The sequence below is a fragment of the Micromonospora sp. NBC_00821 genome (genome assembly GCF_036347035.1).
GTDB classification, from domain to species: Bacteria; Actinomycetota; Actinomycetes; order Mycobacteriales; family Micromonosporaceae; genus Micromonospora; species Micromonospora hortensis.
On the sequence record NZ_CP108880.1, the window covers coordinates 5,460,302 to 5,485,460 of the forward strand.

Genomic DNA, 25,159 nt, shown 5'->3' on the forward strand with positions numbered 1-25,159 from the left:
CCTGCCGCACGGCCGAGGTCAGGTCGGTGGGCGCCACTGGGCGGCGGAGGCGACGGCGCTGGAGAGCAGTCGGGAGTTGATCGTGCCCAGTGCGGCGTCCCGGGCGCGCAGCGCCAACCGGCCCCTGGTCTGAAGCACCGCCGACATCCGCCGGGTCTGCCGGACCACCGTCGCGGCCCGGGGGCGGCGCACCCGGTCGTACGCCTGCACGGCGTCGGGCAGCCGGGCCTCCCGCAGCAGCGACGCGAGCGTGGCGGCGTCCTCGAACGCGAGGCAGGCGCCCTGCCCGAGGTGCGGCGGCATGGCGTGCGCCGCGTCGCCGAGCAGCACCACCCCACCGGGCCCGACCGGAAAGCCGTATGCCCGGGGCAGCGGGCGCAGCTCGCGAACCTCCTGTTGGACCAGGTCGGCCGGGTCGGTGGCGTCGAGCAGCGCGCCGACCGGCGCGGGCCAGCCCGCGTACCAGCGGCGCAGCAGGGCGAGCTGGGTCTCCGGTGGTTCCGGGCGGGGTGCGCCGGCGGCGGTGGCCACCCAGTAGATGCCGCCCCGGCTGGACCCGCCCGAGGAGCCCCGCTCGCCCAGCGACGCGGCCACGAACCGGTAACCCGCGCCGAGAATCTCACCGGCCAGCGGCTGATCGTCGGGCAGTCGAGGTGCCTGGTACCAGGGGATGACGGCCCGCCAGGCGGCGCACCCGGAGCTGACCACCCGGGACTCGGGCGCGAGTTGGCGGCGGATGCCGCTGTCCGTGCCGTCGGCGGCCACCACCAGATCGGCCTCGATGGTGTGCCGCCCGTCGCTGACTCCCGGCCGCTCGCCCGGCTCGACGCGAACGTGGCGCACTGTCACCCCGGTCCGCAACTCGACCCGCTCGCCGAGGCCGGCGATCAGCGCGTCGTGCAGATCCTCCCGGTGCACCACCACCGGCATCCGGTCGGCCGGGATGGGCCGGGGCTGCACGAGCCAGTGCCCATCCGGACGACGGACCCCGCCGTCGCGCAACGGGGTGGCGATGGCGGCCAGGCCGGCGCCGAGGCCGAGGGCCTGGAGCGCGCGGACGCCGTTGGGCCAGAGCACCACTGCGGTCGGCTCGGGGCGGACCCGTTCGGCGCGTTCCAACACTGTGACCTGCCAGCCGGAACGGGCCAGCGCGCCGGCCACCGCGAGGCCACCGACCCCTGCGCCGACCACCACCGCGCTTCGCATCGGTGCCGCTCAGCTGTCCCGGTCGGCGGGACGCGCGCCCGTGGCGTCGGCCCGGTCGGTGCGAGCGGCGGACGGATCGTCAACCGGCTCGTCGTCGCTGGACGTGAGGTCGGCGGCTGCCGTGTCGTCGGACGGCTGGCCATCATCCGGTCGGGAGTCGTCGTCGTTCGCTGGCGGCACGACGCCGGTGTCCTGCCAGGCCGCGTACTGCTCCTCACTCACCACCCGGTAGCCCTCCGGCGCGGCGGCCCGCGCGGGGGTCTCCCGCTCGGAGAGGTCGACCTGGGACAGGTCGGACGTGGGGGGCGGGGTCGTCGTCGCCGGGCCGAGCGGGATCAGGTAGTCCCGAGGGCCGCGCACCCGTACGAAGTAGATCAGGGCGCCGAGGAAGACCAGGGCGGCGGTCCAGACGTTGAGCCGAACGCCGAGGATCTGGTTGGCCTCGTCGGTGCGCATCAGCTCGATCCAGAACCGGCCGACTGTGTAACCCATCACGTAGAGCGCGAACGCCCGGCCCCGGCCCAGCTTCAGCCGACGATCGAGGATCAGCACCAGAGCTACGACGCCCAGGTTCCACAGCGCCTCGTAGAGGAAGGTCGGCTGGTAGAGACCCGGCTCGAGGATCGGCTGCCCGGCGTCGTCGCGCAGCGCGTGCCCAGGATTGTCCGGGTCCATCCGGTGGATCTCCAGACCCCACGGCAGTGTCGTCCGGCCACCGAAGAGCTCGTTGTTGAACCAGTTGCCGATCCGGCCGACGGCCTGGGCCAGCGGCAGCCCGGGGGCCAGCGCGTCGGCCACCACGCCGAACGGAATGCCGAGCTGTCGGGCCGCGATCCAGGCACCGAGCGCGCCACCGGCGACCGCGCCCCAGATGCCGAGACCGCCCTCCCAGATGGCGAATGCCTTCATCGGGTCCCCACCAGCGCCGAAGTACTTCTCGGGTGAGGTGACCACGTGGTAGATCCGGGCGCCGATGATGCCGGCGGGCACCGCCCAGACGGCGATGTCGAGCACCGCGCCGGGCGCGACGCCGCGCTGCCGCAGCCGGCGCTCCGTCACCCAGCAGGCCAGCACGATGCCGGCGATGATGCAGAGCGCGTAGGCCCGGATCGGCACCGGCCCGAGCTGCCAGACCGCGGTGCTGGGGCTGGGCAGGGCCGCCTGGGGGGAGAGCGAGGCGAGGGTCACGGGTGCACACGCTACCGCTGCACACCCCCGCAGCGGCACCCCGGGCCGCTGGAGGGCGCATCCCGGTGACTTCTGGTTTGCGCCGCCGTAGGCTCTTTGTCCATGAGCGCGCTCACCTGGGCGGTCGCCGCTGTCGTCACCGACGACGCCGGTCGGGTGCTGCTCTGCCAGCAGGGCCGGGGGACCCGCCGCTACGCGTTGCCCGGCGGACGGCTGCGCCCGGCCGAGGACCCGGTGCGGGCGGCGCTACGGGACATTCGCGCGGAGACCGGCTGGGACATCGAGCTGATCGACCTGGTCGGGATCTACCACCTGAGCGTCCCCCCGGGAGAGGCCGCCGCCGGCCGCGCCGGGCCACTGCCGGACGTCCTCGTGCACGTGTTCCGGGCCCGCACGGCCGGGGTCGGACCCGCCGGCGACCCACCGCCGGGCTGCCGGTTGTCCTGGCACTCTCCCGACGCGCTGCCCGAGGTGGTCACCCCGCTCACGCGGGTCGCCGTCACCGACGCGACCGCCGGCCGCTCCGGTGTGCTCCGCGACGTCCCCTGCGGGCCCGGCACGGTCGCCTCCGCGCCACTACCGGCGGCTCGTCCAGCCGAGGACGGCCGCCCGGCACGGTCCCTGCGCCCCTGACGGGCCGCAACCCGTCCCGAGGTCCGCCGCGTGGTCACTGACAGCCCCACCTGCCGGCCACACCCGATCAGGCGGGGCCGGGCTCAACGGCTGGGGTTACGGACGCCCTCGGCGAGTTCGGCGCTGAGCGTGCGCAGGGCGGCCAGCCCGTCGGCCTCGGTGGGCGCGTCGAGCACACACCGGACCAGCGCGCTGCCCACGATCACCCCGTCGGCGTAACCGGCGACGGTGCCGGCCTGCGCGCCGGTACCCACACCCAGGCCGACACCGATCGGCAGGTCGGTGACCGCGCGGGCCCGGGAGACCAGCGTCGGGGCGGCGTCGGAGGTACGCGCCCGAGCGCCGGTCACCCCCATCACGGCTGTCGCGTAGACGAAGCCTCGGCAGTGCTGCACCGTCATGGCCAGCCGAGCGTCGGTGGACGACGGCGAAACCAGGAACGTGCGGTCCAGCCCATGCGCGTCCGAGGCGGCCAGCCACTCGTCGGCCTCGTCAGGGATGAGGTCCGGGGTGATCAGACCGGTGCCGCCGGCCGAGGCGAGGTCACGGGCGAAGACGTCCACGCCGTACCGCTCGACCGGGTTCCAGTAGGTCATGGTGACCACCGGAGCGCCGGTGGCCGCCACCGCCTCGATGATGCGCATCGTGTCCGCTGTGCGTACGCCCCCGGCCAGCGCGATGTCACTGGCCCGCTGGATCACCGGCCCGTCCATCACCGGGTCGGAGTAGGGGATCTCCACCTCGATCACGTCGACGCCGGCCTCGACCATGGCGGTCATCGCGGCGATGCTGCCCTCGACGGTGGGGAAACCGGCCGGCATGCAACCGACCAGCAGTGCCCGTCCGTCGGCGCGGGCCTTGTCGAAGGCCACCCCGATCCGGCTCATCTCACCGCTCCTTGTCGAGGATGCCGAAGTAGTCGCCGGCGGTGTGCACGTCCTTGTCGCCCCGCCCGGAGAGGTTGACCACGATGGTGGGCTCCCGGCCCAGCTCCGCGGCGAGCTTCGGGGCCAGCGCGACGGTGCCGGCGAGCGCGTGTGCGCTCTCGATCGCCGGGATGATGCCCTCGGTACGGCAGAGCAGCTCGAACGCGGCCATCGCCTCGTCGTCGGTGACCGGCAGGTAGTTCGCCCGGCCGGTGTCGTGCAGCCACGCGTGCTCGGGCCCGACGCCCGGGTAGTCCAGGCCGGCGGAGATCGAGTGCGACTCCAGGGTCTGCCCGTCGGCGTCCTGGAGCACGAAGGTGCGGGTGCCGTGCAGGACCCCGGCTGACCCGCCGGTGATGCTCGCCGCGTGCCGGCCGGTGGCCACCCCTTCGCCACCGGCTTCGAAGCCGTACAGCCGCACGGCCTCGTCACCAACGAACGCGTGGAAGATGCCCAGCGCGTTGGAGCCGCCGCCGACGCAGGCAGTGACGGCGTCCGGCAGCCCGCCGGTGAGGTCCAGGCACTGCTGACGGGCCTCGTCACCGATGCCCCTGACGAAGTCGCGCACCATCGCCGGGAACGGGTGCGGGCCCGCTGCGGTGCCGATCAGGTAGTGCGTCTCGTCGACGTTGGCCACCCAGTCGCGCATCGCCTCGTTCATCGCGTCCTTGAGGGTGCGCGAGCCGTTGGTGACCGGGATGACCGTCGCGCCGAGCATCCGCATCCGGGCCACGTTGAGCGCCTGCCGCTCGGTGTCGACCTGGCCCATGTAGACCACGCACTCCAGGTCGAACAGGGCGGCGGCGGTCGCGGTGGCGACACCGTGCTGGCCGGCGCCGGTCTCCGCGATCACCCGGGTCTTGCCCATCCGCTTGGTGAGCAGCGCCTGGCCGAGCACGTTGCGCACCTTGTGCGCACCCGTGTGGTTGAGGTCCTCGCGCTTGAGCAGCACCCGCGCGCCGACCTTCGCGGAGAACCGTCGGGCCTCGTACAGCAGCGAAGGCGTGCCGGCGTAGTCGCGCAACAACGCGCCGAACTCCGCCCGGAAGGACTCGTCCTCCATCGCCGTACGCCACGCCCCGTCGAGCTCGTCCAGCGCGGCCACCAGGGCCTCGGGAACGAACCGACCGCCGAAGCGGCCGAAGTGGCCGGCGGAGTCGGGCTGCGGGCCGGCCACCGGGGCCAGCGCGTCGGCGCTCATCGGGAATCCTCTCGCTGGGACGTCAGACCGGCGCGGGTCAGCGCACCGGCCGGGGCGTTGCCGGGTGGTTGCCCGCGTTGACCAACTCGGCGACCGCCTCGCGGGGGCTCTTCTGGGTGACCAGGCCCTCGCCCACGAGGACCGCGTCGGCGCCCGCGGAGGCGTACCGGATCAGGTCGTGCGGGCCGCGAACGCCGGATTCGGCGATCTTGACGACGCTGCTGGGCAGGCCGGGCGCGATCCGCTCGAACACCGACCGGTCGACCTCCAGGGTACGCAGGTCACGGGCGTTGACCCCGATCACCTGCGCGCCGGCCTCCAGCGCGCGGTCGGCCTCTTCCTCGTCGTGCACCTCGACCAGGGCGGTCATGCCCAGCGACTCGATCCGCTCCAGCAGGCCCATCAGGACGTTCTGCTCGAGGGCGGCGACGATCAGCAGCACCAGGTCGGCGCCGTGCGCGCGGGCCTCGTGGATCTGATAGCTGGAGACCACGAAGTCCTTACGCAGGACCGGCACGGTGACCGCGGCACGGACGGCCGCCAGGTCGTCCAGCGAACCGCCGAACCAGCGGCCCTCGGTCAGCACGCTGATCGCCCGCGCCCCACCGGCCGCGTAGTCGACAGCGAGGTCGGCCGGATCGGCGATCTCGGCCAGCCGGCCCTTGGACGGCGACGAACGCTTCACCTCGGCGATCACGGCCACGCCGGGCTTGCGCAGCGCCGCGTACGCGTCCATGGGCGGCGGCGCCGCCGCTGCCAGTTCACGGATCCGCTCCAGCGGAACCTGCTCCTGGCGTCGGGCGACGTCTTCACGCACGCCGGCCAGAATCTCGTCGAGCACGCTTACGGACGCTGCCTGGCCGGCCTCGTCCCCCTCCGCGTGCGCATGCTCAGCAGTCACGAACGGACTCCCCTCTCCGGGCGTCATGGGCCGATGCTAGGGGCAGCCGACCGACGCCGAATGCCGGGGGTATGGCGCTGCTCACGAAAAGGGCTGCGGCATAATGGCCGACTTGCCGTGAAGGGGTTGTCACGCAGCGCCACCTCCGGTATCGACCACCGTCACGCGGTATGGAGCCTGGCGGCCGCGGTCAGACCGGGCCGGTCCATCGATCATGCCACCAGTTTCCGCTCGCCGCCCGGCCGCAGCGATGTCGATCGATGCTGTGAGCAAGCTCAAGGCCGAACGGACGGTGCCTGGTCACGGCCGAGGCGAGACAGTTGACCGGGCGGTCACCGTGGCGAAACGTCGACGGGCGAGCATCGTCCTCGGGCAGACTCGATGGCGCGCCTGCCCCGACCGCAGCAACTCCTCGTGCGAGGTGACCATGAGCATTTCCGAGTCGAACCCGAGCATCGGACTGACCACCATCTCGCGGACTGTGGCATCGCTCGCCGTCGGAGTGGTGCACACCGTGGAACGGGCCGTGGTGGGCGAGGGGCGGATGCGGACGGCACGGGGCAACGCCTGGGAGGCGGTCTGCGCCGACCGGGCTCGCGCCGACCAACGCGCCGAGCTGAACCGCCTGGTCGCCGAGCTGACCGCCGCCCGCGCCGCCAGTAGCCGCGCCGAGTGGGAGCGCCAGCCGGTCGGCTGACCGCCCGCCCGCCGGCCGTCGCGTCAACCGGCCGTCGCGGCCGTCGCGTCAGCCAGCCGTCGCGTCAGCCAGCCGTCGGGTCAGTCGTCCGTCGGGTCCTCGCCCCGGTCCAGCGCGTCCCACGCCTCGGTGGTCCGCCGCCCCGCCAACGGCGTCGGCGGCACGGCCGGGTCGCTCTGCGGCGGCGCGGCCTGCGGCGCGGTCCGCGCCGGACGTTCGTACCGGGCGCCCATCGCCGGCCAGTCACCGCCACGCACCGCCGTCCACCAGCCTCCCCCGGCGGCCAGCAGGCCGCCGAGCAGGCAGAGCGCCGGCCACTGCCGGCTCGCGTCGCCGCCCACGTCGGCTACCAGCCCATACCCGCCGCCGGCCGCCACGGCCAGACCGAGTACGCCGAGTAGCGCCCCGAGCACCCGACGCAGGCGGCCCCGGGTGGCCAGCACCGCGCCGCCCCCGGCCAAGGTCACCAGGGCCAACGCCGGCAGCCAGGGCAGCAGGCTCGCACCGCTGCGGGTGTCACGCACCGGCGGCAGCGGCGCCGGACGTACCGTCAGCTCGACCGACCAACTGCGCGTCGCGGCCCACAGCGCCAGGCCCGCGCCGGCCAGGCAGAGCAGCACGGCGTACGTCAGCGCGCGCCGGCCGACGACGGACCGCTCCCCGCCGCTCACGAGCTCATCCCTTCGTTCGCGACTGCGGGGTTCCGCCTCGCCGCACTCCTCACGCTCACCGGACTGGCCCTTCGTTCGCGACTGCGGGGCTCCGCTTCGCTGCACTCCTCGCGCTCACCGGACTGGCCCTTCGTTCGCGACTGCGGGGCTCCGCTTCGCCGCACTCCTCACGCTCACCGTGCCGGCCGGAGGGTTTCGGCGGCCGCGATCGCGGCCAGCACTGCCGCGGCCTTGTTCCGCGTCTCCTGGTCCTCGGTGGCCGGGTCCGAGTCGGCGACCACCCCGGCCCCGGCCTGGACGTAGGCGCGGCCGTCGCGGATCAGCGCGGTCCGGATGGCGATCGCCATGTCCAGGTCGCCGCCGAAGCCGAAGTAGCCGACGGTGCCGCCGTAGAGGCCACGACGGACCGGCTCCAACTCCTCGATGATCTCCATGGCGCGCACCTTGGGCGCCCCGGAGAGCGTGCCGGCCGGGAAGGTCGCGGCCAGCGCGTCGAAGGCGCTCTGGTCGTCACGCAGCGTGCCGGTGACTGTGGAGACGATGTGCATGACGTGGCTGTACCGCTCGATCGTGGCGAACTCGGGCACCTCCACGCTCCCGGGCTGACAGACCCGTCCCAGGTCGTTGCGGCCGAGGTCGACCAGCATCACGTGCTCGGCTCGTTCCTTCGGGTCGGCGAGCAGCTCGGCGGCGAGCGCGGCGTCGGCGGCGGGGGTGCCACCCCGCGGCCGGGTGCCGGCGATCGGGTGCAGCAACGCTCGGCGCCGCCCGTCCGCGGCCCCGGTGACCTTCAGGTGCGCCTCCGGGGACGAGCCGACGATGTCGAACCCGTCGAAGCGCAGCAGGTACATGTACGGGCTCGGGTTGCTGGTGCGCAGCACCCGGTAGACGTCCAGCGGGTCGGCGTGGGTCGTCCGCTCGAACCGCTGGGAGAGCACGATCTGGAAGCACTCACCGGCCCTGATCGCCTCCTTGGCCGCCTCCACCGCCTTCGGGTAACCACCGTCGGGCGTACGGCATTGCACCTCGCCGGCCGGCGGGCGCTCGACCGTGGAGATCATCGGCGGGATGGGCCGGGACAGCGCTGTGGTCATCGCGTCCAACCGGCCCACCGCGTGGTGGTAGGCGGCGGCGACCTGCGGGGCGCGGTCCGGGGCGTCCAACGGCGGCAGCACCGCGTTGGCGACCAGGATCGCCGAGCCGTCGTAGTGGTCGAGCACCACCAGGTCGGTGGCGAGCATCATGCCCAGCTCCGGGACACCCAGGTCGTCCTCGGTCAACTCGGGCAACCGCTCGAAGCGCCGGATCAGGTCGTAGCCGAGGTAGCCGACCATGCCCCCGGTCAGCGGCGGCAGACCGTCGGACGGGTCCCCTACCGGGCCGGCCAGCGCCGCCACCGTCTCCCGCAGCATCCGCACCGGGTCACCCTCGGTGCTCAGCCCGGCCGGCGGCTGGCCGAGCCAGGTCGCCACACCGTCGCGCTCGATCAGGGTCGCGCTGCTGCGTACGCCGATGAACGAGTAGCGCGACCAGGCCATGCCGGCCGAGCCGACGCCCTGCTCGGCCGATTCCAGCAGGAACGTGCCCGGCCCACCGGCCAGCTTCCGGTAGACCCCGACCGGGGTCTCCGCGTCGGCCAGCAGCCGCCGGGTGACCGGCACCACCCGCCAGTCGGCGGCCAGCGCGGTGAAGGTGGCCAGGTCGGGGCTGAGGGTGCCGTCGGTCATCAGCCGACCCGCCTTTCGGTAGTGACTGCGGTGCTTCGCCGGGTTGCGCTCCGCGTGCTCACGGCGCCTCCGTCCCGGTCACGGGCAGCTCGGTGAAGAAGCAGGTCCGGTGCCCGGTGTGGCAGGCCGCGCCGACCTGCTCCACGGTCACCAGCAGCGCGTCCCCGTCGCAGTCCAGGGCGACCGACCGCACGTACTGGTGGTGCCCGGAGGTGGCGCCTTTGACCCAGTATTCGCGGCGGCTACGCGACCAGTAGGTGGCCCGGCCGGTGGTGAGGGTGCGGTGCAACGCCTCGTCGTCCATCCAGGCGACCATCAGCACCTCACCGGAGTCGTGCGCGCGCACCACCGCGGCGACCAGACCGTCGACGGTGCGGCGCAGCTGGGCCGCGATGGCCGGGTCGAGCCGGGACGGGCGTGCCGGCGCGGGCGCGGCCAGCTCGTTCGGATCGCTGGGGACGCCGGTCACCGGCGAGTCAGGTACGGGCACAGTCGCCAATTCTCCCGCACGCGGCACGGGCACCGCCGACCGCTCCCGCCAGGGCTGCGGCGAAGGCTCCGAGAGCCAGGGCTGTGACAAGGGCCGAGGCTGCGACGGGGGCCCGGCCGGCCGGGCCAGCTGGGCGACGTAGCGATCCAGCCGGCCGTCGACCAGGGCGGCGGCCAGGTCCGCGCCGGCCGTGTCGGCGATCTCCTCGGCGTACGGCCGGATCAACGGCAGCGTGCCGGCGACCAGCCGTACGGCGGCGGCCCAGAGCTGCCCGGTGGCGCCCGGGCGCAGCCCGAGGCAGAGCAGCATGTCCGTCCGGTAGCCGGGTGGAGCCACAGGCAGTTCCAGGGCCGCCGCGAAGGCCGCCCGGCGGGAGTGGACCCGCACGGAAGGGTTGGCCGGGCGCAGCACCGAGGGGCACAGCCGCGCCAGGTCGGCGACGGCGAGCCGGACCCCGAGGCGGTCGCTGGCCGCGCGGGCGGCGGCGGCCTTACCCAGCGTGGCGATCATCTCTTCCAGCCGGGGTGGCTCGGCGGGCTGGCAGAGCACCGGCAGGTCGATCCGGGGCCGCCAGTGCGGGTCGGCCCAGAGCAGCCGCGCCGGCGCGGTGACCGGCAGCCCGAACGCCCAGTCGGCCGGTTCGCCCAAGCGGTCCACCCAGGACCGGATGTCCCGGGCGGCCACCGAGACGTGAGTGACCTGGCCTGCGGACTCGTCGAGGTAGGCCCGGCGGGCCGCGTACGGGGCGCCGCCGACCAACACGTCGAGGTCCACGTCGCTGTGCGCGGTGGCGGCACGGCGGGCGTGGCTGCCGCGCAACAGGATGCCGACGACCGGCCGCTCGGCGGCCTGCCGCAACCGCGCGGCCCAATCCTCAAGAAAACCGCTATCCGGTAACGGAGCGTGACCCACCGCGCCATCGTGCCGTACGTCCGATCGGCGCGCAATGCCCGTTGGCGGACTTCGTGTCCGGTCCGGAGCCTACTGCCCGTTCTCGCGCTCCGCGCCACGGCGGGCCAGCCGGACACCGGTGCGGGCGTTGCGCCCGACCCGGTATTTCATCTAGCGTTGAGTTCAACAGGTGATGAGTTTAGGTGGAGGTGTGTGATGGACGATGCGATAGCCGTCCGAGACCTGGTCGTGGACCGGGGTGGGCGGCGGGTGCTGGACGGCATCAGCTGCCGGGTTCCGCGCGGTGCGGTCACCGGGCTGCTCGGCCCCAGCGGCAGCGGCAAGACCACGTTCATGCGCGCGGTGGTCGGGGTGCAGGTGGTCAGCGGCGGGACGGTCACCGTGCTCGGCCAACCGGCGGGCACTCCCGCGCTGCGGCACCGGGTGGGCTACCTGACCCAGGCGCCGAGCGTCTACGCCGACCTGACCGTCCGGGAAAACGCCCGCTACTTCGCGGCCCTCTACGGGCGTGGGCGCGCCGAGGCCGACCGGGCGATCAGCGACGTCGGGCTGGCCGAGGCCGCCGGTCAACTGGTCGGCACCCTCTCCGGCGGTCAACGCAGCCGAGCCTCGCTGGCATGTGCCCTGGTCGGGGAGCCTGAGCTGGTCATCCTCGACGAGCCGACAGTCGGCCAGGACCCGGTGCTGCGGGCCGACCTGTGGGCCCGGTTCCACGCGATGGCCGCCGCCGGCACCACCCTGCTGGTGTCCAGCCACGTCATGGACGAGGCGGCGCGCTGCGACCAACTGCTGCTGATCCGCCAGGGGCGGTTGATCGCCGACGACAGCCCGGCCGCGATCCGCGCCGCCGCCGGAGTGGACGACCTCGACGAGGCGTTCCTGCGGCTCATCCGGGCCGGCGAGGCCGCCTCCACCAGCACCGACGTGACAGCCGCACGGGAGACAGCATGAACGCGCGAATTCTCGCCGCCACCACCGGGCGCATCCTGCGTCAGCTCCGGCACGACCGGCGGACCATCGCGCTGCTCGTGGTGGTGCCGGCCGTCCTGCTCACCCTTGTCTACTTCATGTACGCCGACCAACCGACACCGCCCGGCCAGCCGACCACCTTCGACCGGATCGCGCTGGTGATGCTCGGCATCTTCCCCTTCGTGATCATGTTTCTGGTGACCAGCATCGCCATGCTGCGGGAACGCACCTCGGGCACGCTGGAGCGGCTGCTCACCACCCCGCTGGGCAAGCTCGATCTGCTCTTCGGGTACGGCATCGCGTTCGGGCTGGCCGCCGCCGTGCAGGCAGCCGTCGCCGCCGCGGTGGCGTACTGGATCTTCGATCTGGAGACCGCCGGCAGCATCGGGCTGGTGCTCGGGATCGCCGTGCTCGACGCCGTGCTCGGCGTCGCCCTCGGGCTGCTGTGCAGTGCCTTCGCGCGCACCGAGTTCCAGGCAGTACAGTTCCTGCCAGTCGTGGTGGTCCCCCAACTGCTGCTCTGCGGGCTGTTCGTGGCCCGCGACCAGATGGCCGGCTGGCTCCAGGCGCTCAGTGACGCCTTCCCCCTGTCGTACGCCATCGAGGCGTTGCAGGAGGTCGGCGCCCACGCCGAACCGACCGGCCGGCTGTGGCGCGACGTCGCTGTGGTGTTCGGCGCGGTCGTGCTGGCGCTGGTGCTCGCGGCGGCCACCCTGCGGCGACGCAGCGGCTGACCGCCGACGTCGGGGGCGGCGGCCAGCGCGGCAGCCGACCCCGGCGTGGGCGGGCCGGTCCACGACGGGCCGAGGCGGACGAACGAAGGGCGGCGATGACGCGGCGGACCGGCCGGCGACCCGGCAACCCGGGCACCCGGGAGGCGATTCTCGACGCGGCGCGGACGGCGTTCGCCGAACGTGGCTACGACGCCGCCTCGATCCGGGGCATCGCCGGTACGGCGCAGGTCGACCCGGCGCTCGTGCACCACTACTTCGGCAGCAAGGATCAGCTCTTCCTTGCCGCGATGAACTTTCCGGTCGACCCCGGTCAGCTGGTGCCGAAGGTGCTCGCCGGCGACCGGGACGGCGTCGGTGAGCGGATGGTGCGCATCTTCCTCGGCGTCTGGGACTCTCCGACCGGCAGCGCGGCACAGGCACTGCTGCGCTCCGCGGTGAGCAACGAGTGGACCGCTCGGCTGCTGCGTGAGTTCGTCACCACCCAGGTGCTGCGCCGGGTGCTGGAGAACCTCGACGTCGACCCGGTCGAGCTACCGCTGCGTGGCTCGCTGGTGGCCACCCAGATGATCGGGCTGGCCATGATGCGGCACGTGGTGCGCCTTGAGCCGGTCGCCTCGGCGGATCCGGAAACCCTGGTGGCCGCGATCGGCCCCACGATCCAGCGTTACCTCACCGGCCCGCTACCGAGCTGACCCGACGGCGCCGCCGAACCCCGACCCCGACGCGATCTTGCACTTTCTGTCCCGACCAAAGGGAAATACCACGCGTACCGACGACCGAAAGTGCAAGATCGGCGGGGTGGGGCGGTGCGGGGCGGGGCGGGGCGGTTAGCGCGGGGGGCGGGCGTCGGCTGTTAGTCGCAGCGGCGGCAGCACTTGGGGCAGCTCGGCCGGGTCGTCCACCGGGCCGGGGAAGGCCAGCCGGACGCGACGGCGGGCGCCGGGTTGGCCGAGGGCCACCACCAGCCCGTAGCGGTCGATGCGCACCACCCGGGGCGGCCCGTCCGGGGTCTGCCCGGTCAACCCGAGCTGCCGGCGCAGGTACTCCGTCACCTGGGCGCCGTGGCACTCGGCGAGGTCGGCGAGCAGGCGGGCCTCGACCGGGTGCACCGGGTCGGGCTCGGCCTCGGCGTACTCCACCGGGTCGATCCGGTGCACGACGCCGGCCCGCTCCCAGCGGACCTCGACCACCTCGAAGCGGAACAGCCGGAACCGGGTGCCCAGGTCGAGCAGGTCGCCGGTCGGCTCCACAGCGGCGAACTCGACAGCCGCGTGGCGGGCCTCGTCGCCGCGCAGTTCGGCCGCCCAGCCGGACACCCAGGCCCGACCCAGGCCGGGCGCACCGGCGGCGGGCGGCAGGTCGAGCACGTCGAGCACCACGGCGACGTCGCTGCCCCCGGCGGCCGGTTGCAGGGCGGCGGCCAGGTGGCTGGCCACCGGCACCAGCAGCAGCACCCGCCCGTCCGAGTCGGTGACGTGCCGGGCGTGGTGCGGGCCCGGCCGGTGGGCCAGGTGCACGAGGCCGGGCAGGCGCCCGGCGACGAGGGTACGGACGATCTCGGCGGAGTTGGGCCGCATGGGCGCGACCTCCTTCAAAGGTTAGGCTTACCTAACCGGAGCCTAGAGCACCCGCCCGTCGGCGTCCACCACACCGCCGCACCTCACCGGGTCTGCTCCAGCCAGGAGGCGTAGAGCAGGCCGTACACCGAGTCGGCGTCGCGAACCAGCTCGTCGTGCGAGCCGCGCTGCACCACCCGACCACGGTCCACCACGATCACCTCGTCGGCGGCCTGCGCCGTGGAGAGCCGGTGCGCGATGGCGAGGGTGGTCCGACCCCGGGTGACAGCGTCCAACGTGCGTTGCAACCGCACCTCCGTCGCCGGGTCCACAGCGCTGGTCGCCTCGTCGAGCACCAGCAGGTCCGGGTCGGCCACGTACGCGCGGGCCAGCGCGACAAGCTGCCGCTCCCCGACGCTGAGCGCCTCGCCGCGCTCCCCGACCGGAGTGTCCAGGCCCGCCGGCAGACCCTCCAGCCAGTCCGACAGGCCCAGCTCGGTGAAGGCGGCGCTCAACTGCTCGTCGGTCAACTCCGGGCGGGCGAACCGGACGTTGTCCCCCACCGTCGCGTCGAAGAGGAACCCGTCCTGCGGCACCATCACCACGCGGGAGCGCAGCGAGCCGAACCGGACGTCGGTCAGCGGCACCCCGGACAGCAGCACCGCCCCGGCCGACGGGTCCATCAGCCGGGTCAGCAACTTGGCGAACGTGGTCTTGCCGCTGCCGGTCTCACCGACCACCGCCACCCGGCTCTTCGCCGGGATCTCCAGGTCGATGTCGTGCAGCACCGGCGGACCACCCGGATAGGCGAACCGCACACCGGAGAACCGGATGTCCAGCGGCCCGCCCGGCAGCTCCCGCCCCTGCTCCCCCGGGTCGGCCACGTCCGGGGCGACGTCCAGCACGTCCAGCACCCGACGCCAACCGGCGATCGCGTTCTGCGCCTCGTTGAGCACCTCGGTCGCGATCTGCACCGGCTGGATGAACAGCGTCACCAGGAAGAGGAACGCGGTCAGCTGGCCGATCGACAGCGTGCCGTCGACGCCCAACAGCACGCCGAGCACCACCACACCGGCCAGCGCCAGCCCCGCCGCCAACTCGCCGACCGAGCTGCCCACGATGCTGATCCGGATCGCCCGCTGCTGCGCCAGCCGCTGCCGGTCGATCGCCTCGTCCAGCCGCCGCTCGGTGCGCCCGGCGATTCCGTACGCCCGGATCACGGGCGCGCCCACCACGCTCTCGCCGATCGCGCCGAGCAACGTCCCGGTGCGTTGGCGCACAGTCGCGTACGCGCTGCCGAGGCGACGTTGCAACTGCCGGATCACGAACACCGCCGGCAGGAACGCGGCCAACACCACAAGTGTCAACTGCCAGGAGTACGCCAGCATGACGGCGGTGGTGACCACCAGCTGACCGAGGTTGACCAGCAGGATCACCCCGCCCCACTGGAGGAACTGGGTGATCTGGTCCACGTCGCTGGTGACCCGCGAGACCAGCGAACCGCGCCGCTCCGACTGCTGGTGCAACATCGACAGGTCGTGCACGTGGCGGAACGCGCGCGTCCGCACGTTGGCCAGCGCCGTCTCGCTGACCGTGAAGAGCCGGCGCATCATCAGGTAGCCGCAGATCGTGGTGATCGTCAGGATCGCCGTGGTGATCGCCACCACCGTCCAGACCACGTTCAGATTCAGACCACCGACGAGGCCCCGGTCGATGCCCTGCTGCACGGCGACCGGCACGGCGACCCGACCGACCATGTAGACCAACGCCAGGGCCAACGTACCGGCCAGACCGATCCGTAGTTCCGGCGAGAGCGCCAGGCCCCGACGCAGGGTCTGCCAGGTCGTCTCCTGCCGGGTCTCCGGCGTGTCACTCGTTTCCGTCGTCGCGCTCACCGGGCCCGCCTTTCGTTCGCGACTGCGGGGCTCCGCTGCGCTGCACTCCTCGCGCTCACCGGTCTGGCCTTTCGTTCGCGACTGCGGGGCTCCGCTGCGCTGCACTCCTCGCGCTCACCGGTCCACCTCGATCTCCAGGCCCGACGGCAGCGGTGCCACGTCGTCGCCGTAGGAACTTTCCTGTGCCCGCTCCACCTCGGCCTGCTCGTAGGCGGTGACCAGGTCGACGTAGCCGGGCACGGTGGCCAACAACTCGCTGTGGGTGCCTCGGGCGACCACCCGTCCCTGCTCCACGTAGATGACCTCGTCGGCGAGGGCGATGGTGGCCCGGCGGTACGCCACCACCAGGATCGACGCGGCCGGAACTCCCGCCTCCGTGGTCGACGACCGCAGCCCCGCCAGGATGGCCGCTTCCACTCGAGGATCGACAGCGCTCGTCGCGTCGTCGAGCACCAGCAGGCGCGGGCGACCGGCCAGCGCGCGGGCCAGGGTGAGACGCTGCCGCTGCCCGCCGGAGAGCGAGGTGCCCCGCTCGCCGACCATGGTGTCCAGACCATCGGGCAGCGCGGCGACGAAACCGTCCGCCTCAGCCAGCCGCAGCGCCGCCCAGACCACCTCGTCGTCGACACCGGGCCGGTCGAGGGCGATGTTGGCGCGGACCGTGTCGTCGAAGATGAACGGCACCTGGGCGACCAGTGCCACAGTGCCGGCCAGCGACGCGGAGGTCAGCTCGCGCACGTCCACGCCGTCCAGGTTCACAGTGCCGGAGTCCGGGTCGACGAGACGCACCGCCAGCGAGGCGATGGTGGACTTGCCGGCGCCGGTCGGCCCCACCAGGGCCACCGTCCGACCGGCGGGCACCGTGAAGCCGACCTCGCCGAGGACCTGCGCGCCGGGCGGGTGCGCTTCGGCCGGCGGGTAGGAGTAGTGCACGTCGTCGAAGGTGAGGGTGGCCGGGCCGGCGCCGGCCGGGTCGAGCACCCGCTGCCCGTACGGCATCTCGCCGGTGGCGTCGAGGACCCGGCGCACCCGGTCCCAGCCGGCGACGCTGCGCGGCAGCTCGGCCAGCACCCAACCGATGGCCCGCACCGGGAAGGCCAGCACAGTGAAGAGGAAGGCCACGCTGACCAGCTCGGTGACGCTGATCGCGCCCTGGCGCAGCCGGAACGCCCCGACCACCAGCACGGCCAGGGTGCCGAGGCTGGGCAGCGTCTCCAGCAGCGGGTCGAAGATGCCGCGCAGCCGGCCGACAGCGATCAGCGAGTCGCGCAGCTCACCGGCGCGGCCCGCGAACCGGGCGGTCTCCTGGGCCTCGCGGCCCATCGTCTTGACCACCAGTGCGCCGTCGAAGCTCTCGTGGGCGATGCCGCTGACCTCGGCGCGCAGGCGCTGTGCCCGGGCCTGCCGGGGGGCCATCCGGCGGGAGTAGACGACGTTGAGCGCGAACAGCGCGGGGAAGACCGCGAGCCCGACCAGGGCGAGCGCCCAGTCGGTGGCGAAGAGCGACACGATCGCGCCGACAAGCATCACCAACGTGCCGACGGCGAACGGCAGCGGCGCGATCGGGTACCAGGCCGCTTCCACGTCGGAGTTGGCGTTGGACAGCAGGGTGCCGGTGGAGTTGCGGTGGTGCCAGGACAGCGGCAGCTCCAGGTACCGACGGGTCACCCGGCGGCGGTAGGAGGCCTGGAGGCGGTACTGCATGTAGCCGGCGCCGAGCCGGCGGCCGAAGATGCCCGCCACCCGCAGCACGCTGATCCCGAACAACGCGGCCGCGGCCAACGCCAGGGTGCCGGCGCCCACCTCGCCGCGTTCGATGGCCGGAAGCGCCACCTCACCGATGACCGACCCGACCACCCGGGCGCTGACAATGATCATCCCGCCGAAGAGCACGCTGCCGACGACCGCCACCGAGAAGATCCGCGGTTGCTCACGGATCGCCTGCCGCAGGACCCCCAGCCCTCGACTGAGAACGTCCCGACTTGTCTTGCTCGCCACGCTCTCCCCCGCCGTAAGCCGCAATTATCTCCCTCATCCTTACCGGTCGGGGCCAGTGCCGCCGACCCTGACTGGATATGTCGACCATCACGTACCGGACGGCGGCGTGCCGTCGGCGTCGACCGGCGTCCGCTGTCGCGCGCCGACGGGCCGCCGGGCCTACGATCGGGCCATGCCGCGGTACGCCCGAGCCGAGCGCGAGGCGCTGGCCGATCTTCTCCTGGCCCTCGGGCCGGACGCCCCGACCATCAACGAGGGCTGGGCGACCCGTGACCTCGCCGCGCATCTGGTGCTGCGGGAGCGCCGTCCGGACGCGGCGGGTGGGATAGTGCTGCCGCCGCTGCGCGGCTACGCCGAGCGGGTCCGTCGGCGACTCGCCGCACGGCCCTACCCCGGGTTGGTGGCACAGGTGCGCCGACCGCCGGTGTGGAGCCCGGTCAGCAACCCGCTGACCGACGAGTTGGCCAACACGATGGAGTTCTTCATCCATCATGAGGACGTCCGGCGGGCCGGCTCCGGGTGGCAGCCGCGCGATCTGCCGGTCGGCCTGCAGAGCGCGCTCTGGAAGCGCGCGGCCCCGATGGCCCGGCTGGCGCTGCGGCGTTTTCCGGCGGACCTCTACGTGCAGGCGCCGGGCCACGGTGAGGTCTCCCTCGGCCGCGGTGGTGAGCCACTGCGCCTGGTCGGCGCCCCGGCTGAGCTGGTGCTGTTCTTCTCCGGCCGGCAACGGGTGGCCCGGGTCCAACTGAACGGTTCGGCGGAGGCGGCTCAGCGGCTACGCACCGCCCACCTGGGCATGTAACCACCTGTACGTAAACGGTCACCGAACGACTGTGGAATTTCCCACACCCAGCGAAACATGCTGATACCTCCTCCCGTACGCTTCACCGCGCCGCTCCGCGCCGGGCGGCACGGAGTGGGGGCACACTGTGCGGGACTTCGCGATTTCGGCGCTGCGGGAACCCCCGTTTCCCACGGGCCGCCACGGGGCCACGGACCAGGTGGCGAGTGAGAGCATCGACTGGGCGCGCACGTTCGGGCTGGTCGATTCCAGCCAACGCGTGCACCGCCTGGAGCGGGCCGACGCCGCCGGACTGGCCGGACGCGCCTGCCCGGACGGCTCAATCGAGGGCCTGCGGCTGCTCACCGACCTGATCAGCTGGCTTTTCGTGATGGACGACGCCTGCGACGAGGACGGCCTCGGCGCCGACCCGGTCCGACTGGGCCCGGCGATCAGCACCCTGCTCGACGTGCTGGACCGGTGCGGTGACCCGTACGTCGCGCCGCCCGCCGTCGGGCCACTGGGTGACGCGCTGCACGACCTCTGCCGCCGGACCCGACTGCACGATCACGCCGGACTGCTGCTGCGGTTCGTCAGCCAGATGCGCGAGTACCTGTTGGCGCTGCTCTGGGAGGCGGGCAACCGGGAACGTCGGCGCGTACCCGAGGTGGCGGAGTACGTGCAGCTACGCCGGCACATCGGCGGCGTGCATCCCTGCCTCACCCTGACCGACCTGGCGTCGACGCGGCCCTCCGGGCCGACCCAGCGCGCCAACCCGGGGCTGGTCGCCCTGGACCTGCTGGCGGTGGACCTGGTCTGCTGGTGCAACGACCTCTTCTCCTACGGCAAGGAGAGCCAGGCCGACCCGGACGCGCACAACCTCGTCACTGTGCTCGCCCAGGACAGCGACGCGGACGAGGTGACAGCGCTCCGCAGTGCGGCACACCGGTTCAACCAGGGTTTGGCGACGTACCTGGACGCGGAGGAGGCGCTGCGCGCCGCCGGCGACGACGGGATCCGCGACGCCCTGGCCGCCCGGCGCAACTGGGTCCGGGCCACCTACGACTGGTCAGTGGTGGCCGCCCGGTACGCCTGATCGGCCGTACCGGTTGATGGGACGGGCCGGCCGGACGATCACCAGGGCTAGCCGATGCACGGCAACAGGCAATACTCTTCGGTAACCATCATGACGTGACGACCGTCACGCCACCACCCCCGAAGGCGGCTACAGCGATGGCTCTCGATGTACCGTACCGCTCCATCCCGGACATGTTCCTCAAGCGCGTGGCGGCCACCCCCGACCGGTTCGCGTTCGCGTCCCCGAACTCCGACGACTCGGGACCAGTCTGGCTGACCTGGGCACAGGTCGGCCAGCGCGCCAAGGCGGTCGCCGCCGGCCTGCACGGCCTGGGCGTCGGCCAGGAGGACCCGGTCGCGATCCTCGCCAACACCCGGCTGGAATGGGTGATCGCCGACCTCGGCATCATGTGCGCCGGCGGCGCGACCACCACCGTCTACCCGACCACCGAACCGGCCGACGCGACGTACATCATCGCCGACTCCGGGTCGAAGGTGCTGTTCGCGGAGAACCCGGCCCAGGCGGCGAAGATCGGCGGGGCGTCCCTGCCCGCGCTCACCCACGTGGTGCTCCTCGACGGCGCCGTCGACCCGAACGCCGCGATCGCGCAGTTGACACTCGCCGACCTGGAGGCACGCGGCACCCAGGCGCTGGCCGCCGAGCCGGAGCTGATCGACATGCTGGTGGCCGGCATCGGCCCGGACCACCTGGCCACCCTGATCTACACCTCCGGCACCACCGGCCAACCCAAGGGCGTCGAACTGCTGCACGGCGGCTGGTGCTGGGAGGCCGTGGCCCAGGCCGACGTCGGGCTGCTGCGCGACGACGACCTGCAGTACCTGTGGCTGCCGCTGGCCCACTCGTTCGGCAAGACCCTGCTCTGTGGTGCCATCCACGTCGGCCTGCCCACCTACGTCGACGGGCGGGTGGACAAGCTGGTCGATCTTCTCTCGGTCATCCGCCCAACGCTGATGTGCGGCGCGCCCCGGGTGTTCGAGAAGGTCTACAACAAGGCAGTGACCACCGCGCAGGGCGCCGGCGGCGCGAAGGCGAAGATCTTTGGCTGGGCCGTCGGCGTCGGCAAGGAGAAGGTCGCCCTGGAGCAGGCCGGCAAGCCGGTGCCGGCCGGGCTGAAGCTGCGCTACGGGCTGGCCGAGAAGCTGGTGTTCAGCAAGCTCCAGGCTCGCCTGGGCGGGCGGATGCGGGTGCTGGTGTCCGGCGCCGCGCCGCTCAGCCCGGAGATCGCCACCTTCTTCGCCGCCGCGAACCTGCCGATCTCCGAGGGCTACGGTCTGACCGAGACCAGCGCCGGCAACTTCGTCAACCCCCCGGCCGGGCTGCGCATCGGCACCGTGGGTCGGGCGATGGGCGACCTGGAGTGCAAGATCGACACCGACGGGGAGATCCTGGTGCGGGGTCGGCCGGTGATGCGCGGCTACCACAACCTGCCGGAGGAGACCGCCGCCTCGTTCACCGAGGACGGTTTCTTCCGTACCGGTGACATCGGCAGCCTGGACGAGCAGGGCTACCTCCGCATCACCGACCGCAAGAAGGACCTGGTCAAGACCTCGGGCGGCAAGTACATCGCGCCGTCGCACATCGAGGGCATGTTCAAGGCCATCTGCCCGTACACCTCGCAGGCGGTCGTCGTCGGTCAGGCCCGCAACTTCTGCACGATGCTGGTCACCCTGGACCCGGACGCCATCCGGGGCTGGGTCGCCGGCGGCCCTCTCGAAGGGCGCAGCTACACCGAGATCGTCGCGTCGGCTGAGGCCCAGACGATGGTCGAGGAGTACGTCGCCCAGCTCAACGCCAAGCTCAACCGCTGGGAGACGATCAAGAAGGTGGCCATCCTGCCGCGCGACCTGACGATCGAGGACGGCGAGATCACCCCGTCGTTGAAGATCAAGCGGCGTGGGGTGGAGAGCAACTTCGCCGCCGAGATCGACAAGATGTACGCCGGCACCCTCGCCGAGCTCTGACGCGTCGCCGGTGGCCCCGTACCCGAGCGGGTGCGGGGCCACCGGCGTTCGTGGCAGCGAGGCCGCTCAGGCGATGACGGCCGGCTCGCGCCACCGCTGGCGGCCGGCCCGGTCCAGGTCGTAGCGGATCGCCGCGATCCGCCCCACGGCCTCCACGAGGTCCGCCGCGGGCAGGGTGAAGGGCAGCCGCAGGAAACGCTCCAGGGTGCCGTCCAGGCCGAACCGGGGGCCGGGGGCCAGCCGTACGCCGACCTCCTCCGCGGCCCGGGCCAGTGCGCTCGAGACCGGGCCGTCCAACTCGGCCCACAGCGTCACGCCACCGCGTGGCACTGTGACCCGCCACTCCGGCAGTTGGTGCGCGAGCGCGCCGAGCAGGGCGTCCCGCTGGACGGCCAACTGGACGCGGCGGTCGGCGACGATGGCCTCGGCGTCGGCGAGCAGGTGCACCGCCACCAGTTGGTCCAGCACCGGGCTGGCCATGTCGACCCCGACCCGCACGGCGGCCAGCCGCTGCACCTGCGGCGCTGACGCGCGCACCCAGCCGATCCGTAGACCACCCCAGTAGGGCTTGCTCATCCCGCCGATGCTGACCACCCGGCTGTGCCGGTCGTAGGTGGCGACCGGGGGTGGCACCTCGGTGCCGTCCATCGACAGGTCCACGAAGGACTCGTCGATGATCAGATCGGTGCCGACCGCGTGCGCGGTGGCGACCACACGCTCGCGGAGTGGGGCGGGCATCAGATGTCCCGTCGGGTTCTGGAACTCGGGAATCAGGTAGGCCAGCTTGGGTCGGGTCTGTCGGAGGCTGCCCAGCAGGAGGTCGGCCTCCCAGCCGGCGTCGGCGGCCAGCCCGTGGGTGCTGATCCGGGCCCGCCGGCCGGCCAGCGCGGCGAGGGCGTTGGGGTAGGTCGGGGACTCGACCAGCACGGTGCCGCCCGGGGCCAGGGCGAGCCGCAGCACCAGATCCAGTGCGTGCTGGGTGCCGCTGGTGACCATGATCTGGTCGGCCGAGGTGGGCAGACCCCGGGCGGTGTACGCGTCGGCCACCGCCTCGCGCAGCTCGATGATGCCGGTCGGGTGGTAGCCGGCCCCGCTCAGGTAGCGGGGCAGGTCCTCGGCGGCGGCCCGCGCGGCCGACAGCAGTTGCGGCGGTGCGGCCAGCGCGGCGACGCCGAGGTCGAGCATTTCCCGGTCGTCCAGCGGGGTCCACAGGCCGGTGCTGGCCACCCGGTGGTTGCCGGGCAGCATCGTCCAGCTACCGGCGCCCCGCCGGCTGGCGAGGTGCCCGGTCTCGCGTAGCTGCCGGTAGGCGGCGGTGACAGTGGTCCGGCTGATTCGCAGCGCCTCGGCCAGCTCCCGTTCGGCCGGGAGGCGGACGCCCAGCGGCAGCCGGCCGTCGGCGAGCAGCCCGCGCACCGAGCCGGCCAGCGCGGCGTAGTCGGGGCTGCGGCGGCGGCCGGGCAAGGAATGCCACTGCCCGAGCAGACGGGCCAATTGGACGCCGCGAACCTGCCCGCTCATAGCCACTCCTCGAATATTGGCTTCTTCCTCGACGAGGATTGGCACCTAGGGTGGCATGCATGGCACTGCTTGGCAATCTGCGGCACCGACCGGTTCGACGGTTGGTCCAGCTCTACCTCGGGCTCACGGTCTACGGCGTCAGCATGGCCCTGATGATCCGCTCCGACCTGGGCCTCGACCCGTGGGACGTGTTCCACCAGGGGCTCTCCGAGTTGACCGGGCTCTCCTTCGGCACCGTCACCATCGGCGTCGGCGCGCTGGTCCTGCTGCTCTGGATCCCGCTGCGGCAGCGGCCCGGCCTCGGCACTGTCAGCAACGTCGTGGTGATCGGCCTGGTCGTGGACGCCACACTGGCCCTGCTGCCCGCGGGTGGCCCGCTCAGCGTCCGGATCGCGATGCTGATCATCGGAATCGTCGCCAACGGCGCCGCCACCGCTCTCTACCTCGGCGCCCGGTTGGGGCCCGGCCCCCGCGACGGTCTGATGACCGGGTACGTGGCCCGCCGGCCCGGCCGGTCGATCCGACTGGTGCGCACCGTCATCGAGGTCACCGTGCTGGCGCTGGGCGCGCTGCTCGGCGGCACTGTCGGCGTAGGCACCGTCGCGTACGCGCTGGCCATCGGCCCTCTGGCCCAGTTCTTCATCCCGCTGTTCGCCGTGCCGCAGGGCACCGCCGCGGACAGCGCCGCGCCCCCGCCGGGCGACCCCGCGCCGGCCGCCCCGGCCGGCTGAGCCCTCACCGACCGTCCGCGAACCGGTACGTGGCGGTGGTGCCGCGCACCGGTTCGTGGGTGGGTGTTCCCTTCCGTGACGCGCGCCGTCATCATCTCTGCATGGGGGAGAACGGTTGGCGCTGGAACGACGCCTGGATCTTCGTGTCGCTCGTCATCGCGAGCGGGGCCGGACGGCATCGTCGATCGGCGACAAGCCGACGGCCGGAGGGCGTCCGCCTGACCGACGTGCTCTCCACCGCCGACCACCTCAACCACGCGATTCCGCAGCGACACGAGGTGGAAGCCGCGGTCCAGCGGCTGGTCGGCGCCGGGCTGGTCAGCGTCGCCGACGGCTGGTTCCGGATCACCGCCGAGGGTGAGCAGCTCTGGCGTACCCGCCCGCGCGCGGGGGTGGCGACCATGGTGGACACGGTGCAGGGTGTGTTGACCCGCCGGCACGCGCCCGGCAGCGCGGACTGGATCCTGGACGAGGCCGACCACGCGGCTGCCGTCCAGGAATACGCGGTGCGGTCGATCCCGTCGCCCCGGCGGTCACCGGAGGGGCACTCCGGCGAGCGCTGAGCGGCTCAGCGCACCGGATGGCCGCCGAGGCGCAGTGCGTCCTTGACCTCGGCGACGGTCAGCTCGCCGAAGTGGAAGACGCTGGCGGCCAGCACCGCGTCCGCGCCGGCGCCGATCGCCGGCGGAAAGTGGGCCACCTCGCCGGCACCCCCACTGGCCACCACCGGCACGTCCACCACCGCGCGCACCGCGGCGATCAACTCCAGGTCGAAGCCCGCCTTGGTGCCGTCGGCGTCCATCGAGTTGAGCAGGATCTCCCCCGCGCCAAGCTCGGCGCCCCGGTGCGCCCACCACACGGCGTCGATGCCGGTGCCACGCCGACCCCCGTGGGTGGTGACCTCGAAGCCGCTGGGCGTGCCGCCGTTCGGCGAGCGCCGCACGTCGAGGGAGAGCACGAGCACCTGCCGGCCGAACCGGTCGGCGATCTCGGCGATCAGCTCCGGACGGGCGATGGCGGCGGTGTTCACGCCGACCTTGTCCGCGCCCGCGCGCAGCAGCGTGTCCACGTCGGCGACCTGCCGGACCCCACCGCCGACGGTCAGCGGGATGAACACCGACTCGGCGGTGCGGCGCACCACGTCGAGCATGGTGCCCCGGTCGCTGGAGGACGCCGTGACGTCGAGGAAGGTCAACTCGTCAGCGCCGGCCCGGTCGTACGCGGCGGCCAGCTCCACCGGGTCGCCGGCGTCACGCAGGTCGAGGAAGTTGACCCCCTTGACCACCCGCCCGGCGTCCACGTCCAGACAGGGGATCACCCGTACCGCCACCGTCATGCCGCGAGCCTATCCTCCGCACACGG

At 72.9% G+C, this 25,159-nt stretch carries 23 protein-coding genes and 1 pseudogene; 10 read left to right on the forward strand and 14 right to left on the reverse strand.

Annotated features, from left to right (window positions below; genetic code table 11):
• Positions 1 to 18: 18 nt before the first annotated feature.
• Both OHB44_RS24750 and lgt read right to left on the reverse strand, forming a co-directional pair.
• Complete coding sequence (locus OHB44_RS24750) at positions 19 to 1,206, reverse strand: FAD-dependent oxidoreductase (protein ID WP_330438427.1); 1,188 nt, start codon at positions 1,204 to 1,206, stop codon at positions 19 to 21.
• 9 nt (positions 1,207 to 1,215) lie between these two features.
• Complete coding sequence (gene lgt / locus OHB44_RS24755) at positions 1,216 to 2,394, reverse strand: prolipoprotein diacylglyceryl transferase (RefSeq protein ID WP_238686028.1); 1,179 nt, start codon at positions 2,392 to 2,394, stop codon at positions 1,216 to 1,218.
• Positions 2,395 to 2,496: 102 nt separating this feature from the next.
• On the opposite strand from lgt, the gene OHB44_RS24760 reads away from it, so the two are divergent.
• Positions 2,497 to 3,027: an NUDIX hydrolase gene (locus OHB44_RS24760; protein WP_330438428.1), complete on the forward strand. Its 531-nt coding sequence runs from the start codon at positions 2,497 to 2,499 to the stop codon at positions 3,025 to 3,027.
• Positions 3,028 to 3,110: 83 nt separating this feature from the next.
• Here OHB44_RS24760 and trpA read toward each other — a convergent pair whose 3' ends face one another.
• Genes trpA through trpC form a run of 3 tightly spaced genes read right to left on the reverse strand, consistent with a single transcriptional unit; the run spans position 3,111 to position 5,995 of the window.
• On the reverse strand, positions 3,111 to 3,914 hold the full coding sequence (trpA, locus tag OHB44_RS24765) for a tryptophan synthase subunit alpha (protein ID WP_330438429.1): 804 nt from the start codon (positions 3,912 to 3,914) through the stop codon (positions 3,111 to 3,113).
• A gap of 1 nt (position 3,915) precedes the next feature.
• Positions 3,916 to 5,154, reverse strand: coding sequence for a tryptophan synthase subunit beta (gene trpB, locus OHB44_RS24770; protein WP_330438430.1), 1,239 nt, complete (start codon positions 5,152 to 5,154; stop codon positions 3,916 to 3,918).
• A 37-nt stretch (positions 5,155 to 5,191) separates the two neighbouring features.
• Positions 5,192 to 5,995: an indole-3-glycerol phosphate synthase TrpC gene (gene trpC / locus OHB44_RS24775; protein WP_030334428.1), complete on the reverse strand. Its 804-nt coding sequence runs from the start codon at positions 5,993 to 5,995 to the stop codon at positions 5,192 to 5,194.
• A gap of 487 nt (positions 5,996 to 6,482) precedes the next feature.
• Here trpC and OHB44_RS24780 point away from each other — a divergent pair, with 487 nt between their 5' ends.
• Positions 6,483 to 6,752, forward strand: a complete 270-nt coding sequence (locus tag OHB44_RS24780) for a hypothetical protein (protein ID WP_238686025.1) — start codon at positions 6,483 to 6,485, stop codon at positions 6,750 to 6,752.
• 80 nt (positions 6,753 to 6,832) lie between these two features.
• Here the strand turns inward: OHB44_RS24780 and OHB44_RS24785 are convergent, their stop codons facing one another.
• From OHB44_RS24785 to OHB44_RS24800, 4 genes and pseudogenes are all read right to left on the reverse strand, one after another.
• Positions 6,833 to 7,423, reverse strand: a complete 591-nt coding sequence (locus tag OHB44_RS24785) for a Trp biosynthesis-associated membrane protein (RefSeq protein ID WP_238686024.1) — start codon at positions 7,421 to 7,423, stop codon at positions 6,833 to 6,835.
• Between the two features lie 173 nt (positions 7,424 to 7,596).
• Positions 7,597 to 9,150, reverse strand: coding sequence for an anthranilate synthase component I (locus OHB44_RS24790; RefSeq protein WP_330438431.1), 1,554 nt, complete (start codon positions 9,148 to 9,150; stop codon positions 7,597 to 7,599).
• 58 nt (positions 9,151 to 9,208) lie between these two features.
• The gene (gene hisI / locus OHB44_RS24795) at positions 9,209 to 9,640 is read right to left on the reverse strand and encodes a phosphoribosyl-AMP cyclohydrolase (protein WP_330441275.1); all 432 of its coding nucleotides are present in this window, start codon (positions 9,638 to 9,640) and stop codon (positions 9,209 to 9,211) included.
• Between the two features lie 273 nt (positions 9,641 to 9,913).
• Positions 9,914 to 10,150: pseudogene (locus OHB44_RS24800) on the reverse strand (phosphoribosyl-AMP cyclohydrolase); the annotation flags it as partial.
• A 597-nt stretch (positions 10,151 to 10,747) separates the two neighbouring features.
• On the opposite strand from OHB44_RS24800, the gene OHB44_RS24805 reads away from it, so the two are divergent.
• From OHB44_RS24805 to OHB44_RS24815, 3 genes are all read left to right on the forward strand, one after another.
• Positions 10,748 to 11,503: an ABC transporter ATP-binding protein gene (locus OHB44_RS24805; RefSeq protein WP_238686022.1), complete on the forward strand. Its 756-nt coding sequence runs from the start codon at positions 10,748 to 10,750 to the stop codon at positions 11,501 to 11,503.
• Entirely contained in the window at positions 11,500 to 12,255 is a 756-nt protein-coding gene (locus tag OHB44_RS24810; RefSeq protein WP_266304901.1) for an ABC transporter permease, read from the forward strand. Before OHB44_RS24805 ends, OHB44_RS24810 begins: the two co-directional genes overlap by 4 nt.
• Before the next feature lie 95 nt (positions 12,256 to 12,350).
• The gene (locus OHB44_RS24815; RefSeq protein WP_238686020.1) at positions 12,351 to 12,947 is read left to right on the forward strand and encodes a TetR/AcrR family transcriptional regulator; all 597 of its coding nucleotides are present in this window, start codon (positions 12,351 to 12,353) and stop codon (positions 12,945 to 12,947) included.
• A 135-nt stretch (positions 12,948 to 13,082) separates the two neighbouring features.
• Here OHB44_RS24815 and OHB44_RS24820 read toward each other — a convergent pair whose 3' ends face one another.
• From OHB44_RS24820 to OHB44_RS24830, 3 genes are all read right to left on the reverse strand, one after another.
• A complete protein-coding gene (locus OHB44_RS24820; RefSeq protein WP_266304900.1) occupies positions 13,083 to 13,832 on the reverse strand; it encodes a DUF2470 domain-containing protein in 750 nt (249 codons plus the stop codon).
• Between the two features lie 83 nt (positions 13,833 to 13,915).
• Positions 13,916 to 15,706 (reverse strand): ABC transporter ATP-binding protein, encoded by a 1,791-nt coding sequence (locus OHB44_RS24825; protein WP_238686018.1) that lies wholly within the window; start codon positions 15,704 to 15,706, stop codon positions 13,916 to 13,918.
• A 114-nt stretch (positions 15,707 to 15,820) separates the two neighbouring features.
• Positions 15,821 to 17,704 (reverse strand): ABC transporter ATP-binding protein, encoded by a 1,884-nt coding sequence (locus OHB44_RS24830; RefSeq protein ID WP_330438432.1) that lies wholly within the window; start codon positions 17,702 to 17,704, stop codon positions 15,821 to 15,823.
• Positions 17,705 to 17,876: 172 nt separating this feature from the next.
• On the opposite strand from OHB44_RS24830, the gene OHB44_RS24835 reads away from it, so the two are divergent.
• The 3 genes from OHB44_RS24835 to OHB44_RS24845 all read left to right on the forward strand — a co-directional run bounded on the left by OHB44_RS24835 (position 17,877) and on the right by OHB44_RS24845 (position 21,545).
• Positions 17,877 to 18,506, forward strand: coding sequence for a TIGR03085 family metal-binding protein (locus OHB44_RS24835; protein ID WP_330438433.1), 630 nt, complete (start codon positions 17,877 to 17,879; stop codon positions 18,504 to 18,506).
• Between the two features lie 199 nt (positions 18,507 to 18,705).
• The gene (locus tag OHB44_RS24840) at positions 18,706 to 19,581 is read left to right on the forward strand and encodes a terpene synthase family protein (protein WP_238686015.1); all 876 of its coding nucleotides are present in this window, start codon (positions 18,706 to 18,708) and stop codon (positions 19,579 to 19,581) included.
• A 137-nt stretch (positions 19,582 to 19,718) separates the two neighbouring features.
• Positions 19,719 to 21,545, forward strand: a complete 1,827-nt coding sequence (locus OHB44_RS24845; RefSeq protein ID WP_330438434.1) for an AMP-dependent synthetase/ligase — start codon at positions 19,719 to 19,721, stop codon at positions 21,543 to 21,545.
• Positions 21,546 to 21,611: 66 nt separating this feature from the next.
• Here OHB44_RS24845 and yczR read toward each other — a convergent pair whose 3' ends face one another.
• Positions 21,612 to 23,066 carry a MocR-like transcription factor YczR gene (yczR, locus tag OHB44_RS24850; RefSeq protein ID WP_238686013.1) on the reverse strand — a complete coding sequence of 485 codons (1,455 nt, stop codon included), beginning with the start codon at positions 23,064 to 23,066 and terminating at the stop codon, positions 21,612 to 21,614.
• A 59-nt stretch (positions 23,067 to 23,125) separates the two neighbouring features.
• On the opposite strand from yczR, the gene yczE reads away from it, so the two are divergent.
• Together yczE and OHB44_RS24860 are read left to right on the forward strand one after the other, a co-directional pair.
• The gene (gene yczE / locus OHB44_RS24855; RefSeq protein ID WP_330438435.1) at positions 23,126 to 23,797 is read left to right on the forward strand and encodes a membrane protein YczE; all 672 of its coding nucleotides are present in this window, start codon (positions 23,126 to 23,128) and stop codon (positions 23,795 to 23,797) included.
• 101 nt (positions 23,798 to 23,898) lie between these two features.
• On the forward strand, positions 23,899 to 24,360 hold the full coding sequence (locus tag OHB44_RS24860; RefSeq protein ID WP_196924558.1) for a hypothetical protein: 462 nt from the start codon (positions 23,899 to 23,901) through the stop codon (positions 24,358 to 24,360).
• Between the two features lie 5 nt (positions 24,361 to 24,365).
• Here the strand turns inward: OHB44_RS24860 and hisF are convergent, their stop codons facing one another.
• The gene (gene hisF / locus OHB44_RS24865) at positions 24,366 to 25,133 is read right to left on the reverse strand and encodes an imidazole glycerol phosphate synthase subunit HisF (RefSeq protein ID WP_112582731.1); all 768 of its coding nucleotides are present in this window, start codon (positions 25,131 to 25,133) and stop codon (positions 24,366 to 24,368) included.
• Positions 25,134 to 25,159: the final 26 nt, after the last annotated feature.

What these genes read in the sequence shown, in the direction of transcription:
- OHB44_RS24750 (WP_330438427.1), bottom strand. Translation starts at nt 1,206, where the DNA reads ATGCGAAGCGCGGTGGTGGTCGGCGCAGGGGTCGGTGGCCTCGCGGTG.
- OHB44_RS24760 (WP_330438428.1), top strand. Translation starts at nt 2,497, where the DNA reads ATGAGCGCGCTCACCTGGGCGGTCGCCGCTGTCGTCACCGACGACGCC.
- trpA (WP_330438429.1), bottom strand. Translation starts at nt 3,914, where the DNA reads ATGAGCCGGATCGGGGTGGCCTTCGACAAGGCCCGCGCCGACGGACGG.
- trpB (WP_330438430.1), bottom strand. Translation starts at nt 5,154, where the DNA reads ATGAGCGCCGACGCGCTGGCCCCGGTGGCCGGCCCGCAGCCCGACTCC.
- OHB44_RS24780 (WP_238686025.1), top strand. Translation starts at nt 6,483, where the DNA reads ATGAGCATTTCCGAGTCGAACCCGAGCATCGGACTGACCACCATCTCG.
- OHB44_RS24790 (WP_330438431.1), bottom strand. Translation starts at nt 9,150, where the DNA reads ATGACCGACGGCACCCTCAGCCCCGACCTGGCCACCTTCACCGCGCTG.
- OHB44_RS24805 (WP_238686022.1), top strand. Translation starts at nt 10,748, where the DNA reads ATGGACGATGCGATAGCCGTCCGAGACCTGGTCGTGGACCGGGGTGGG.
- OHB44_RS24810 (WP_266304901.1), top strand. Translation starts at nt 11,500, where the DNA reads ATGAACGCGCGAATTCTCGCCGCCACCACCGGGCGCATCCTGCGTCAG.
- OHB44_RS24815 (WP_238686020.1), top strand. Translation starts at nt 12,351, where the DNA reads ATGACGCGGCGGACCGGCCGGCGACCCGGCAACCCGGGCACCCGGGAG.
- OHB44_RS24820 (WP_266304900.1), bottom strand. Translation starts at nt 13,832, where the DNA reads ATGCGGCCCAACTCCGCCGAGATCGTCCGTACCCTCGTCGCCGGGCGC.
- OHB44_RS24835 (WP_330438433.1), top strand. Translation starts at nt 17,877, where the DNA reads ATGCCGCGGTACGCCCGAGCCGAGCGCGAGGCGCTGGCCGATCTTCTC.
- OHB44_RS24845 (WP_330438434.1), top strand. Translation starts at nt 19,719, where the DNA reads ATGGCTCTCGATGTACCGTACCGCTCCATCCCGGACATGTTCCTCAAG.
- yczR (WP_238686013.1), bottom strand. Translation starts at nt 23,066, where the DNA reads ATGAGCGGGCAGGTTCGCGGCGTCCAATTGGCCCGTCTGCTCGGGCAG.
- yczE (WP_330438435.1), top strand. Translation starts at nt 23,126, where the DNA reads ATGGCACTGCTTGGCAATCTGCGGCACCGACCGGTTCGACGGTTGGTC.
- OHB44_RS24860 (WP_196924558.1), top strand. Translation starts at nt 23,899, where the DNA reads ATGGGGGAGAACGGTTGGCGCTGGAACGACGCCTGGATCTTCGTGTCG.
- hisF (WP_112582731.1), bottom strand. Translation starts at nt 25,133, where the DNA reads ATGACGGTGGCGGTACGGGTGATCCCCTGTCTGGACGTGGACGCCGGG.